Here is a 13,374-nt window from a genome sequence, read left to right as displayed (position 1 = left end):
GTTTTTGAATTACGGCGTGAAGGGGTCGCGTATCAGTCCGCCTGCACCGCGACGGCCTTGATCTCGACGATGTAACCGGGCGAGCCGCCGAGCATGTGCGCGCCGACCGCGGTCCACGCGGGCCGCGGATGCGCATGCAGATAGCGGTCGCGTACCTCCATGAACAGCGGCAGGTCGCGCATGTCGGTGTGGAAGGTCGTCAGGTCGACCACGTCGTCGAGCGATGCGCCGGCCCCCTCGAGCACCCGCTTCAGGTTCTCGAACGCCTGCACGATCTGCGCCTCGCGGCCTTCGACGAGTTGCATCGCGGCATCGCGGCCGATCTGGCCGGATACATAGACGGTATCTCCGACCTTGACCGCCGGCGCGTAGCCGATTTTCTCGTACACGGCTTCCATTCCGGCGGGGATGATCGCTTCGCGTTTGGGCATGAGTGTCTCCGGGGCCGGCGTGTCGGCGCCGGCCGGTTGTTGGATGGTTGTTGGATGGTCGTTCGCGCGCACGCCGGACTGCGGCGCGCACGTGTCGGAAGAAGCGCGCCCCTCAACCCGTATCGCCACCCGCGACCGGCAGCACCGTGCCGGTGATGTAGCTCGCCTCGTCCGACGCGAGGAACAGGATCGGCGCGATCTGCTCGTCGAGGCTGCCGTAGCGCTTGAAGAACGTCGAATCGGTCACCTGCCGCACCGCTTCGGCCATCCACGCCTGCTCCTGCGCGTTGTCGCCGGCCGCATTGCGCGGCACCCGGCGCGGCGGCGCCGTGGTGCCGCCCGGCGCGGTCGCGACCACGCGGACGTTGTGCTCCGCGTATTCCATCGCGAGCGCCGCCGTCAGTGCATTGACGCCGCCTTTCGCCGCCGAATACGGCACGCGGCGAATCCCGCGCGTCGCGTTCGACGATACGTTGACGATCGTGCCGCCGCCCGCGGCCAGCAAGTGCGGCAGCACCGCGTGGCAGCTGTAGAGCGTCGGCATCAGCGAGCGGCGGATCTCCGCGTCGATCTGCTCGGGCTCGAACTCGGCGAACGGCCGCATCCGGATCGCGCCGCCGACGCCGTTGATCAGCACGTCGATCCGGCCGAACGTCGCGACCGCGCACGCCATCGCCGCGCGCGCGCCGTCGTAGGTCTCGAGATCGGCGACGAAGCCGGCCGTGTTGCCACCCGCCGCTTCGGCGGCCACCTCGGCCACGAAGTCCGCGCGGTCGACGAACAGCACCTGGCCGCCCTCGGCCGCCGCGCGCAGTGCGACGCCGCGGCCGATGCCCTGCGCCGCGCCGGTGACGACGACGACCTTTCCGGAGAATCGTTGCATGGTCATGCCGCCTTTGCCGTCACGTTCGGGGTGAACTTCTCGTAGTGGAAGCTGTTGGGCTTCACGCCCGCGTCGTCGAAGTACTGGCGCACCGCGTCGACCATCGGCGGCGGGCCGCACAGATAGACGTCCACGTCGCCGTCGTTCAGCGCATCGGCCGGAATGTGCTGCGTGACCCAGCCCTTGCGTTCGTGGCTCGACGCCGCATCGGCGACGACCGTCGCAAAGCTGAAGTTCGGCAGCTTCGCCGCATACGCTTCGATCGCGTCGACCAGCACGAGGTCGAGATCGCGCGTCACGCCGTAGATCAGGTGCACCTTCTGCTGCGAACCGATGCGCGCGAGCACCTCGAGCATCGACAGGAACGGCGCGAGACCCGTGCCGCCCGCGAGGAACAGCAGCGGCCGCGCGACGTCGCGCAGGTAGAAGCTGCCGAGCGGCCCGTTCAGTTCGAGCGTGTCGCCGGGCTTGGCCGATTCGAGCCACGTGCTCATCACGCCGCCCGGAATCTTCTTGATCAGGAATCCGACCTTCGTGTCGCCCGGCGCGGACGAGAACGAGTACGAGCGGTGCTGGCCGCTGCCCGGCACGCCGATGTTCACGTACTGGCCCGGCAGGAACACCGGTGCGGCCGCGTCGACGTCGAGTTCGAGCACGATCGCCGCGTCGTTGTGCGGGTCGACCTTCGTCACGGTCGCGGCGAACGCGCTGTGGCCCGTCTTGCATGCGACCGACGAGCTCGGCACCGCGATCACGCAATCGCTTTGCGGCACCATCTGGCACGTCAGCACGAGGCCGCCGTCCTTCTCGTCCTCGGTGAGCGCGTCGTCGATGTAGTCGTCGCCGAGGTCGTAGCTGCCGCTTTCGGCGCGGCACTTGCAGGTGCCGCACACGCCGTCGGAGCAGTCCATCGGGAGGTTGATCTTCGCGCGGAACGCGGCGTCGAGCACCTTCTCGCCGGCCTTGCAGTCGATGAAGCGGGTGACCCCGTCCTCGAAGTTCAGTGCAATCTTGTAGGTGGACATGACCTCGTCTCCCTGTGTTACTGGTCGAAACAATCGGCGTCAGACGTGGTACACGTCGAGCACCTGCCGGATGTAGTCGTTCTTCAGCACGATCTTCTTGTTCGAGATCAGCAGCGCGTCGCCCACCTGGCGCAACGTGACGAACATCGTGCCGAAGAAGTGATCGGTCACGCGGTAGCGGTGGTTCAGCGTGTGGAAGTTGTAGCGCACGTCCACCTCGCCGTCGCGCTCGGCCAGCACCTCGACGTTCGTCACGTTGTGGCTCGTGCGCGGCTCGGGCGTCGACGCGCCGCTGCGCTCGGTCTTGATCCGGAACACGCGATCCTCGAGGCCGCCGCGATCCGCGTAGTACATCAGCGAGATCTGGCTGTGCGGATCGTCGGTCGGCCGGTCGTCGTCGTCCCACGCGGGCATCCAGTACTTGACGTCTTCCGTGTAGCAGGTGAGCCACGCGTCCCACTCGCGGTCGTCGAGCAGGCGCGCTTCGCGATACAGCGCCGCGCAGATGGTCCGGTAATCGATGTTCATGCTTCCGCCTCCCCGCGTTCCTGCTTCAGTGCATCGCGCATCACGTGCACCCAGTGTTCGTGCTGGCACACGAACAGCCCTTCGTCCTCGCTGCGCTCGCCCGACATGCGCGGGTTCAGCCCCATCCGTTTCGCGTTCTCGTCCGGCCCGTCGATCCACAGCGGCGCGCCGCGCGACAGGTCGTTCCACATCGCCGTGATGCCCGCGTAGCCGGCCTGGCACGCGCGGAACTCCTCGAGGTCGTCGGCCGTGCCCATGCCGCTCACGTTGAAGAAGTCCTCGTACTGGCGGATCCGCGTCTCGCGGTCGGCGTCGCTCTCGCCCTTCGGCGCGAAGCAGAAGATGCTGACTTCGGTCTTGTCGACGCCGAGCGGGCGCACCACGCGGATCTGCGTACTGAACTGGTCCATCAGGAACACGTTCGGGTACACGCACAGGTTGCGCGTCTGGTTCACGATGAAGTCGGCCTGCACTTCGCCCACGCGCGCCTTGATCTCGTCGCGGTGCTGGTACACGGGCCGCACTTCGGGGTTCATCGTCTTGGTCCACAGCAGGATGTGGCCGTGGTCGAAGCCGTACACGCCGGCGACCGACTTGCTCCAGCTGTTCGCGTCGACGGCCTTGGTGCCGTCCTCCTTGCGGCGGCCCATCGTCGCCGCGTAGTTCCAGTGCACGGTGCTCACGTGATAGCCGTCGCAGCCGTTCTCCATCTGCATCTTCCAGTTGCCTTCGTAGATGTAGGAGGAGTTGCCGCGCAGCACTTCGAGGCCGTTCGGCGCCTGGTCGACGATCTGGTCGATGATCACGCGCGCCTCGCCGAGGTAGTCCTCGAGCGGCAGCACGTCGTCGCTGAGGCTGCCGAACAGGAAGCCGCGATAGTTCTGGAAGCGCGCGACCTTCTTCAGGTCGTGCGAGCCGTGCGTGTTGAACTGCACCGGATACTCGGTCGTCTTCTCGTCCTTCACCTTCAGCAGCTTGCCGGTGTTCGAGAAGGTCCAGCCGTGGAACGGGCACGTGAAGCTGCCCTTGTTGCCGTGCTTGCGCCGGCACAGCATCGCGCCCTTGTGTGCGCATGCATTGATCACCGCGTGCAGCTCGCCGGTCTTGTCGCGCGTGATGACGACCGGCTGGCGGCCGATCCACGTCGTGTAGTAATCGTTGTTGTTCGGGATCTGGCTTTCGTGCGCGAGGTACACCCAGTTGCGCTCGAAGATGTGCTTCATCTCGAGCTCGTACAGCGCCTCGTTCGTGAAGATGTCGCGGCGGCAGCGGAAGATGCCGGCCTCCTTGTCGTCCTGCACGGCGGTGGCGAGCAGGTGGTCCAGTTCGGTGGTGGGGTCGATCGTGGCGGACATGTTGGTTCCTCCTGTGCGCGTGCCGGGTCCTGCAAGCACGCTCGCATCGGTATCGATTGAATCTCGCGGGAGCCCGGCCGGCGGCGGCGGCTGCGCGCCGCCGAGCCGTCGGTCGGTTATGCCGTGGCGGAAGCGCGCAGGCGTTCGACGATCTGGTTGTCCCTGCCCTCGACGCGCGGCGTCAGGACGAAGTTGAACTCGATGTCCTGGTACGCGTCGGCCTTCAACCCGAGCGCGGCGCCGCCGGTCTTGCCGGTGACGGGCGGGATCAGCTCCTCGCGGGTCGCATACGCGAAGTCGTCCCAGATCAGCGGGTCGCCGTCGATGTTGAACTGGGTCGTCAGCTTGCGGTGGCCGTCGCTCGTCACGAAGAAGTGCACGTGCGCCGGTCGGTTGCCGTGGCGGCCGAGGCGATCGAGCAGCTGCTGCGTCGCGCCCTGCGGCGGGCAGCCGTAGCCGACCGGCATCAGCGTGCGGAACTCGTACTTGCCGTCCGCGCCCGTCTTCACCGCGCCGCGCAGGTTGAACTCGCTCTGCGCGCCGGTCGGGTCGAAGTGCGAATAGAAGCCGTGCGAGTTCGCGTGCCAGCACTCGACCAGCGCGCCGGCCACCGGCTTGCCGTCGAGATCCTTCACGGTGCCGTGGATCACGAGCGGGCCCGCGCCTGCGTCCGCGTCGAGGTCGATCTTCGCGACGCCGTCGCGCACCGGCGCGCCGGCGACGTACAGCGGGCCTTCGATCGTGCGCGGCGTGCCGCCGTCGAGGCCGATCGCCTCGTCCTCGGCGTCCATCCGGATGTCGAGATACTTCTCGAGGCCGAGGCCGGCCGCGAGCAGCGCCGCTTCGCCGTCCTGGCCGAGCTTGTTCAGGTAGTTCACGCCGGCCCACACTTCGTCGGGCGTGATGTCGAGGTCGTCGATCGCCTTGAACAGGTCGCCGAGCAACCGCAGCACGATCTGCTGCGTGCGCGCGTCGCCGCCGTTAGCTCCATTGGCGCCCGCGTTCGACGCGGCCTTCAGCAGATCCTGCACTTCCTTGGTTTCGAAAACTTTGACGCTCATGATGGTGTCTCCACGTGTATTTGGGGAAAGGTGACCCGGGGTGCTCGCCGTTGCAGAAGCGGCGGCTCCGTGGCTCAAACGTCGCCGTCGTGTATCGACGACGGGTGGCGACACAACGGCGTCACCGAAATCTTCATGTACGGGAACAGCGGCAGGCCGGTCAGGATCTCGTGCAGCTCGGCGTTGCCCGACACGTCGAACACGCTGTAGTTCGCGTATTCGCCGGCGATGCGCCAGATGTGGCGCCACTTGCCGCTGCGTTGCAGCTCGTGCGAGTACGCCTTCTCGCGGGTCTTGATCTCGTCGGCCACCGCGACCGGCAGGTCGGCCGGGAGGTTGACGTCCATGCGTACGTGGAAAAGCATCGTGATGTCCTGGTACGTGAGCGGGTTGTCGCGGGTATTAGCGGGTCAGCGGGCGACTTTCGTCAGCCCGTCGCGGGTGAAGCGCGCGACCTTCGCTTCGTCGAGTTCGATGCCGAGGCCCGGGCCGCTCGGCACGGTCAGCTCGAAATCGCTGTAGTCGAGCGGGGTCGCGAGAATCTCTTCGGTAATCAGTAGTGGTCCGAACAGTTCGGTGCCCCACTGCAGGTTCGCGAAGCTCGCGAACAGATGCGCGGACGCGACCGTGCTGAACGCGCCTTCGAGCATCGTGCCGCCGTACAGCTCGATGCCGGCCGCATCCGCGATCGCCGCGACGCGTTGCGCCGCGAACAGGCCGCCGCTTTGCTCGATCTTGATCGCGAACACGTCCGCGCCGTGCTGCTTCGCGATCTCGAACGCGCTGTCCGGGCCCTGCAGGATTTCGTCGGCCATCAGCGCGACCGGGAAGCGGCGCATCAGCCGTGCGAGCGCCGCGGCCGACGCGACCGGCTGCTCGACCAGTTCGCAGCCGGCATCGGCGAGCGCCGGAATCGCGCGCGCGGCCTGCGTTTCGCTCCATGCCATGTTCACGTCGACGCGCACCGAGGCACGCTCGCCCACTGCCCGCTTGATCTCGGCCACGTGCCGGATGTCCGCGTCGAGCGCCTTCGCGCCGATCTTCAGCTTGAACACGTTGTGGCGGCGCAGGTCGAGCATCCGTTCGGCTTCGGCGATATCGGTCGCGGTGTTGCCCGATGCGAGCGTCCACGCGACCGGCAGGCGATCGCGCCGGCGGCCGCCGAGCAGTTCGCTGACCGGCACGCCGAGGCGCTTGCCGTGCGCGTCGAGCAGCGCGGTTTCGAGCGCGCTCTTCGCGAAATGATTGACCTTCGCGAGCTTGCCGAGGAACGCCATCAACGTCTGGATGCGCGTCGCGTCGCGGCCGATGATCGCGGGTGCGAGATACGCGTCGATCGCGAGCTTCATCGCCTCCGGGCTTTCCGGGCCGTAGGCCATCCCGGCGATCGTCGTGCCTTCGCCGAGGCCCGCCACGCCGTCGCTGCAGGTCACCTTCACCAGCATCAGCGTCTGGCCGTGCATCGTGGCGACCGACAGCTTGTGCGGACGGATCGTCGGCAGGTCGACGAGGCGGGTTTCAATGCGTTCGATGGTGACTGAGGACATGGGGCACGCTGCGTGTGGGGAGTTCATGGGACGGATTTATACGCGGCGGGGAAATGGAGCGTCCAATACTTTTGGTCTCGGTTTTTGATACCTGGGAGGTATTGAAAATCGCTTGGAGATGCGGGATATTGCGGTGTGCCATACCTTTTTTGGCTAGGTGTACGGGCTGGGAGGCTTGCTGGAGCGCGGTCTTGCGGGTCCGGGGTGTCGCTCCGGCGTGGGTGCGGTGCGGCTGCTTTCAGCGGGGGGAAAATCGGCTGAAAACCGGTGGACTGTCTGAGCCGATCAGGGTTTTCCTGAGGGGAAACACGCGAGGTTGGCCGTCCGGTCTTCGGCTTCGGCGTTGGTTTCTGCGGACGAACGGAAAACATCGGTATGCGGATATCGACGCTCGACGCAGATGCCTCTCATCCATCAAAAGCAGACAGTACACGCCGCAGCTGCTGCAGGAGGCGCGATGCCGCGGCATTCAGGTGTTGCGTTGCCTATGGACGTCAGCATGAGCACGTGGGGTTGCGCGAACCGCGTGGCCCGGCTTGCTTGAGAAGTTCCGGCAGGAAGCGCTCGACGCTCACCAGTTCTCTGTTTGCGGCGTGTGGCAAGCCGAAGCAACCGACGACTGCGCACGTTTTTTCTGACATCGGTACATGCCCGCAATCGGCCATTTTCAGACATCCGACGGCGCCACTTAGATCGCTGACAATCATCGCTCCCTGACGAACCTGCCGGCCCCTGTCTGGCCGCTTGCGGCTCTCTTTGAGGGTGGACGTGTTTGGTATACTCTGCGTTCGTAGGTCAACTTGCGACTCGCCCGATCTGCGCAGTTTTTTGCGGCTGAATTGCATCGGTTTGATCCGCCCTGTGCAGTTCGGGGGGGGCGGAATGATAAGCGGCGGCGTTACACCGCCAGGGTTTCTGCGATGGCTGCATCGGACGGCGGCCCTAAGGTATGCGGTATGCGCGATTTCCGCAATCAACTGTCCTATCGGGGTGCTAGAAGCGATGTATCTAGCTTTCGGAATCTTCTAAAGAGACGTGTCGGCAAAAAACGCGATGGCCTTCACTACAAATATTCGAATCTTCAAATTACCGTCTCCCCAGCACGCCCTGTCTGTTTCGTACCGTCTTCTAGTTGCTGTCGAACTTGCGCTGAAAGACGCAAATTGTGCAAGCGGCGGCGGCCATGATGTTCCGGGCATGCTTACAGTTGCCGCCAACTTGCCCACCGCAACCCCCCACATATCTGGTCAGCTAAATTCGTATGCTCTTCAATTGCGGGCGATGCTGGGCCAAATTACTTGTCAGGGGAGGAATGGTGCGCCGACGCCCGTGCCGGGGCACAGCTATCCTTATTTGCGCTACTGCAGAGTAGCGGGAGATTGGGGCGGCGTTCACGAAACCGCAGCAGCGCGCCTGGCCGCTCTTGCACTCATCTGCCAAAACCTTTGCGCGTTCCTGTCCGTTCACGGCCGTACGCTTGGAGTTAGCTTGTGATATCGATCTCCACCGCAGTTGACCGACTTCGTTCACTTATGTCCGCGACCGATGGGGCGGAGCGATTGTCAAACGTGCACGTTAATTACGTATCGCCAACATTGCATGTCGATCCAGTGAGCGACCTTTTCATAGGCATGGATTTTGAGGAGCGACTATCGCTGTTGCAAGGGTGGCTGGATCAAACAGCAGACAGTGAAAAACTGATTCTGAGCGACATTTTGGCGCGTTTGCCAATATCAATCACCCCGAGCACCAATGAGGAGGCCCGGACGAAGCAAGAGTGGGTGGCTACCACCACGCAAGCTTCGTGGGTGAGTTCTTTTCTAGATCAGCGCCCGCCTCGCTCCACTCTTGCAAAGAGTAGCGCTAAATTCGTCCATTTTTACGGATATAAAGGCGGCCAGGGACGCTCCACCGTGTTGGCGATGCTTGCAAAAGTGCTTGCCGACGACGGGTATCGCGTCTTGGTCGTCGACGCGGACATAGAGGCTCCTTCGCTAGACCTCATTTTTGGGGTGTCGGCAAGCACCTTTTCACAGACGCTTATGGGTTTGTGCGGGTGGGCGCAAGAGACACGGCCGATCGCGGCGGCGTACTCGGGGCGACTCGAAGGCCGTGTCGATTTGTTACCGTGCCGCCCGCGTACGGACAACTCGGATCTTGACTTTGCGGTACTTGTCGCAACGGCTCCGCTGGACAGCAGAATTTATGAACGCGCAGCCGATAGGCTCATGGCAACGTTGTCTGCTGACGATAATGGGTATGACGTTATCCTTGTTGATCACCGGACCGGCATTGCGTCGTCGATACTTCCGCTAATGAACAGCCTTCCTGGTGCGGCGGCGGTCTTTGCGCGAACGGACTTCAACATTTCGTCCGTCCCGAGTGAATTGCGACGGGTCGTCCGATCCATCTTCGCCAGTACTGCCTCAGCTACCGGCGTCTTTGTAAGCTTTTCATTGGACCCGAATCGGTCGAGTGGCGCCGCCGGTTCGCCCCCCGAGGCCCGCGTTCGCGAGCAACTGCTCGACATGCTGGCAATGGAGATAGAGGATGCTCCCGACTCGGAGGAGCAAGTTTCCACTGGGGAATTGTCTGCCAATTGGATTGATTGGTACCATGACCGTGCGCTTCTGTCGGACGCCCTACCGGATGTCGCAAGCCTCCAAACCGACAACCTAGACAGCCTTAATCGTCTACGAGAAGTCCTGATGCTTCCGATCGGCCGACGACGACCACCAGAACAACCCGATTCTGGAAATCGTGAATTTGCTGTACGCACGTCGCTATCTGGCGCGAAAGACTCAGGTCAATTTATTCACATTCCTGAAATCGAGAAGTTATTGGTTCCGGGCAATCCTTTTTCGTACATCTTGGGCCGGAAGGGGACTGGCAAAACTCGTCTTCTGCGCGAGATGGTGGCTCGTAACTTAGGTCAGCCACTTCTTGTTGCGTCTGACGAGGATGGCACATCAGGACTGCAGAGCCATTCAATTGAATGTACCGAATGGCTTAACGTTTGCCAACAAGATCCACATTTATTCTGGTGGTCATTATTGCGCATAGCTATCGAGCGCACTGACGATACGCCAATTGCTCAGTTGATCGGCGAATTTTCTCATGCTGACATTGCAGCGTATGCGAATCGGCTTACTATCAAGTCGCTTTTGACGAACTCGCCGGATCCAAGAACCTTCCTTGTCGATGGGCTGGAAACGCTCGTTCCTGCATCAAGCATTAAGGACTTCGTGGCTGCGCTATTTGAATTAATGGGCACAATCCAAAATGATCCATCCATCGCACGCAAGCTAACGATTAAAGCTTTTGTTCGAGAGGATCTGGCGGCAGACTCCATTCAAAATCTCGAACAGCAAATCGAGGGGCGCAGTGTTCGTTTAAAGTGGAGTGCAAGTTCAATTTTGAATTTTGCTGTTGCAAGAATCTTGACGCTCGACTGGATAAGTGATCAGTACAAAGACGTCTGCGATGACATCATCGCATCGTGGGAGACCGTGAAGCTGGGTTTGCTTTCAGAGCAAGATGCTACTGAATTGCTATTGCGAATATTCCCGGCGCGCCTTCGCCGCAACAATTTGTCGACGGTGACTTTTCTTCGTCTTTATTTTTCCGATGCAGGCGGAGACGACACATACAAGGCAACCTTCTATCCGCGCCTTTATCTTTCGTTTCTCAATAAATTAAATGGGATTGCTGCCGCGTCGCCGGCACCCAAGGATGTCAATGGCCGGATTGATTCGGCATTGCTTAACAGCGCATATGATGAGGCCTCGCGCGAATTTATCAGTGAAACTAAGCAAGAGCTTTCTCACCTTCTATTATTGCAGTACGAGGAACAGGCTGAGGAAGGGGATGACGATACCGCAAAAGTAGCGAAGTTCATTGATGCATTTAATGGGTTAAGTACGCCATTCCAGCATGAGGCGATAGTTGCCGAGATAAGGCGAAAAACAAACTTCACCGAAAAATCAGTGCGTGACTCTCTCCAGCGAATGAAGTCGATACGGATGTTCGAAGATCGCCCGGGGTATGCTGGGTGGTGGCGCGTCGGCCAGCTTTACAAGATGGGATTACTCATGAAGTACGTCCGCGGATAAATCTCGCGATTTGGTCGAGTCTAACGATTACCGCGCACCATGGTCTCACGCCTCAGTGTAAGTACCGGCGTACCCGATCACGAACGGCGGCTTTGTATAAACCGAACGTCTCCTCAGGGTCGATCTGCGCCGGTCGCGCGTCACAGGGCGGCGGCCGGCCGCGTTCGGCCACGAGCGGATGGTCGACGTATGTGCCGGATTCGTCGACAATCAGCGGCAACGGACGGCGACTGTCGTTCAACAAACCTTCTGCGACATGACGCGCGAATTCCTCGTCATTTTTCAGTACCACGAGCCTGAGCCACGGCAGCTATTCGAGCGTGGAGTGGTCGAAGACTATGAATCTACGACCGGTGTTTTCATCGCGGCGAACTCAGCAGATGACGCTTTGATTTGGTGCGAGGCAATCGCACAAGAGGTCCTTTGGCGCTGCAATGACGACAGGTCGTTAGATTGGAAGCACTTGGGATATTTGCGCTGGATTGAATCCGATCCCGACACATCATCATGGAGTCATTGTTTGGACTTCTTTCAGCATGTGCGGGTCGGAGAAATGCCGAACTTCGATGCCATGGGTACTGACGCGTACGCTAGGTGGCAGAAGCGATAGCGCGATCATCCCACCACACGCCGTCCCAATGACCGATCTTGAGAAATGCGAGGGACCACTCCGGGTCGGTAACTGCCGATCCGGAAAAGCATGAGCGCGGGTCTTGGCGCAGGTCCGCGCGATGATCCTCTCAGACACGGCCAGTTCCTACTGCACCAACAATCCCCGCACCGACTGTTCAATTTCCGCACACCGAATCGCAGGCACCCACCGACCCGCGCTGCCTCGCCGGGTGGGAATAAACCCGTATATCCCCGCCTCTCCTCACCCGCCTACCCTCGCGCGCATGCCGGTCGGGCGGCGCAACGCCCGCTCCGGCCGATCCGAATTTCGTGAGGAGACTACATGGATAGCAGCAGCAACACCGCACTGTTCGACGCCGACATCTGGCGCGGCAAGACCTTCACCGGCCGCTGGCACGCAAGCCCGCACACGGCCGACGTGATCGAACCCGCAACCGGCAACACACTCGGCCGCATCGGTCTCGCCGACGCCGCGGCCATCGCCGAAGCATCAGCCGCCGCGCATCGCGCGCAGCCCGCCTGGTTCGCCCTGCCCTACGACGAACGCGCGGCTGTGATGCGCCGCGCGGCGGCCGTCGCCGAAACGCACTTCGACGCGATCGTCGACTGGCTCGTGCGGGAAAGCGGCTCGACGCGCGCGAAGGCGTCGTTCGAAACCTCCGTCACGATCAAGGCGCTGCACGAAGCAGCCGGGCTGCCGTCGCGCGCGGCCGGCGAAGTGCTGCCGTCGGCGGCCGGCCGGCTGTCGCTCGCGCGCCGCCGCCCGCGCGGCGTGGTCGGCGTGATCTCGCCGTTCAACTTCCCGCTGTACCTCGCGATGCGCGCGGTCGCACCGGCGCTCGCGCTCGGCAACGCAGTCGTGCTGAAACCCGATCCGCGCACGGCCGTGTGCGGCGGCGTCGCGCTCGCGCGCGTGTTCGAACTCGCCGGCCTACCGGAAGGCGTGCTGCACGTGCTGCCCGGCGACGGCGCGGCCGGTGCGGCGCTGGTCGCCGATCCGCACGTCGCGATGATCCAGTTCACCGGCTCCACCGCGGCCGGGCGCAAGGTCGGCGAAGCGGCGGGCCGCCACCTGAAGAAGGTGTCGCTCGAACTCGGCGGCAAGAACTCGCTGATGGTGCTCGACGACGCCGATCTCGACCGCGCCGTCGCCAACACCGCATGGGGCGCGTATCTGCATCAAGGCCAGATCTGCATGGCGACCGGCCGCGTGCTCGTGCAGCGCGCGATTCACGACCGCTTCGTCGCGAAGCTCGTCGAGAAGGCACAAAGCCTGCGGGTGGGCGACCCCGCGACCGCGGACGTCGGCCTCGGCCCGCTGATCAACGCCGCGCAGCGCGATCATGCGGCGAGCGTGGTCGACGCGGCCCGCCGGGCCGGCGCACGCGTCGAGACGGGCGGCGGCCATCGCGACCTGTTCTTCGAGCCGACCGTGCTGAGCGGCGTCGCGCCGGGCAACCCGGCATTCGACGAAGAGATCTTCGGGCCGGTCGCGATCGTCGTGCCGTTCGATACGGACGACGAGGCGATCGCGCTCGCGAACCGGACAGAATACGGGCTGTCGATGGCGATCCTGTCCGCCGACGTCGGGCGCGCGCTCAGGATCGGCGAACGCTTGAACACCGGGCTGCTGCACATCAACGACCAGACGGTCAACGACGAAGTGATCAGCCCGTTCGGCGGCGTCGGCGCATCGGGCAACGGCTCGAGCATCGGCGGCAGCGCGAACTGGGAAGAATTCACGCAGTGGCAGTGGCTGACGATCAAGGGTGAAGCGCCGCTTTACCCGCTTTGACGAG

Annotated in this window: 11 protein-coding genes; 2 read left to right on the top strand and 9 right to left on the bottom strand. The window is 62.9% G+C overall.

What is annotated here, in order from left to right; all coding sequences use genetic code 11:
- Positions 1–32 precede the first annotated feature (32 nt).
- The 8 genes from DID98_RS04740 to DID98_RS04705 all read right to left on the bottom strand — a co-directional run bounded on the left by DID98_RS04740 (position 33) and on the right by DID98_RS04705 (position 6,830).
- Positions 33–431: a RidA family protein gene (locus tag DID98_RS04740; RefSeq protein ID WP_124570333.1), complete on the bottom strand. Its 399-nt coding sequence runs from the start codon at positions 429–431 to the stop codon at positions 33–35.
- A 112-nt stretch (positions 432–543) separates the two neighbouring features.
- Positions 544–1,320 (bottom strand): benzoate diol dehydrogenase BenD, encoded by a 777-nt coding sequence (gene benD / locus DID98_RS04735; protein ID WP_124485832.1) that lies wholly within the window; start codon positions 1,318–1,320, stop codon positions 544–546.
- Positions 1,317–2,339: a benzoate 1,2-dioxygenase electron transfer component BenC gene (benC, locus tag DID98_RS04730; RefSeq protein ID WP_124570332.1), complete on the bottom strand. Its 1,023-nt coding sequence runs from the start codon at positions 2,337–2,339 to the stop codon at positions 1,317–1,319. Before benC ends, benD begins: the two co-directional genes overlap by 4 nt.
- Before the next feature lie 39 nt (positions 2,340–2,378).
- On the bottom strand, positions 2,379–2,867 hold the full coding sequence (benB, locus tag DID98_RS04725; RefSeq protein WP_124570331.1) for a benzoate 1,2-dioxygenase small subunit: 489 nt from the start codon (positions 2,865–2,867) through the stop codon (positions 2,379–2,381).
- On the bottom strand, positions 2,864–4,222 hold the full coding sequence (locus DID98_RS04720) for a Rieske 2Fe-2S domain-containing protein (protein WP_124570330.1): 1,359 nt from the start codon (positions 4,220–4,222) through the stop codon (positions 2,864–2,866). The genes benB and DID98_RS04720 overlap by 4 nt, the downstream gene beginning before the upstream one ends.
- Before the next feature lie 116 nt (positions 4,223–4,338).
- Positions 4,339–5,283, bottom strand: coding sequence for a catechol 1,2-dioxygenase (catA, locus tag DID98_RS04715; protein WP_124485829.1), 945 nt, complete (start codon positions 5,281–5,283; stop codon positions 4,339–4,341).
- Positions 5,284–5,357: 74 nt separating this feature from the next.
- Positions 5,358–5,648 carry a muconolactone Delta-isomerase gene (gene catC / locus DID98_RS04710; protein WP_124570329.1) on the bottom strand — a complete coding sequence of 97 codons (291 nt, stop codon included), beginning with the start codon at positions 5,646–5,648 and terminating at the stop codon, positions 5,358–5,360.
- A gap of 45 nt (positions 5,649–5,693) precedes the next feature.
- Positions 5,694–6,830 carry a muconate/chloromuconate family cycloisomerase gene (locus DID98_RS04705; protein WP_124570328.1) on the bottom strand — a complete coding sequence of 379 codons (1,137 nt, stop codon included), beginning with the start codon at positions 6,828–6,830 and terminating at the stop codon, positions 5,694–5,696.
- Between the two features lie 1,532 nt (positions 6,831–8,362).
- Between DID98_RS04705 and DID98_RS04700 the strand changes: the two genes are divergently transcribed.
- Positions 8,363–10,942 (top strand): AAA family ATPase, encoded by a 2,580-nt coding sequence (locus DID98_RS04700; RefSeq protein ID WP_124570327.1) that lies wholly within the window; start codon positions 8,363–8,365, stop codon positions 10,940–10,942.
- Between the two features lie 52 nt (positions 10,943–10,994).
- Here DID98_RS04700 and DID98_RS35725 read toward each other — a convergent pair whose 3' ends face one another.
- Positions 10,995–11,234, bottom strand: coding sequence for a hypothetical protein (locus tag DID98_RS35725; protein ID WP_185640825.1), 240 nt, complete (start codon positions 11,232–11,234; stop codon positions 10,995–10,997).
- Between the two features lie 663 nt (positions 11,235–11,897).
- Between DID98_RS35725 and DID98_RS04690 the strand changes: the two genes are divergently transcribed.
- The gene (locus DID98_RS04690; protein WP_124570326.1) at positions 11,898–13,370 is read left to right on the top strand and encodes a benzaldehyde dehydrogenase; all 1,473 of its coding nucleotides are present in this window, start codon (positions 11,898–11,900) and stop codon (positions 13,368–13,370) included.
- Positions 13,371–13,374: the final 4 nt, after the last annotated feature.

Source organism: Burkholderia sp. Bp8984, from assembly GCF_003853755.1.
In the GTDB taxonomy this organism is placed as follows: Bacteria; Pseudomonadota; Gammaproteobacteria; order Burkholderiales; family Burkholderiaceae; genus Burkholderia.
This window is presented reverse-complemented; position numbering and strand designations above follow the sequence as displayed.

Coding starts and splice junctions, on each gene's coding strand:
- DID98_RS04740 (WP_124570333.1), bottom strand. CDS start 431: ATGCCCAAACGCGAAGCGATCATCCCCGCCGGAATGGAAGCCGTGTAC.
- benD (WP_124485832.1), bottom strand. CDS start 1,320: ATGACCATGCAACGATTCTCCGGAAAGGTCGTCGTCGTCACCGGCGCG.
- benC (WP_124570332.1), bottom strand. CDS start 2,339: ATGTCCACCTACAAGATTGCACTGAACTTCGAGGACGGGGTCACCCGC.
- benB (WP_124570331.1), bottom strand. CDS start 2,867: ATGAACATCGATTACCGGACCATCTGCGCGGCGCTGTATCGCGAAGCG.
- DID98_RS04720 (WP_124570330.1), bottom strand. CDS start 4,222: ATGTCCGCCACGATCGACCCCACCACCGAACTGGACCACCTGCTCGCC.
- catA (WP_124485829.1), bottom strand. CDS start 5,283: ATGAGCGTCAAAGTTTTCGAAACCAAGGAAGTGCAGGATCTGCTGAAG.
- catC (WP_124570329.1), bottom strand. CDS start 5,648: ATGCTTTTCCACGTACGCATGGACGTCAACCTCCCGGCCGACCTGCCG.
- DID98_RS04705 (WP_124570328.1), bottom strand. CDS start 6,830: ATGTCCTCAGTCACCATCGAACGCATTGAAACCCGCCTCGTCGACCTG.
- DID98_RS04700 (WP_124570327.1), top strand. CDS start 8,363: ATGTCCGCGACCGATGGGGCGGAGCGATTGTCAAACGTGCACGTTAAT.
- DID98_RS04690 (WP_124570326.1), top strand. CDS start 11,898: ATGGATAGCAGCAGCAACACCGCACTGTTCGACGCCGACATCTGGCGC.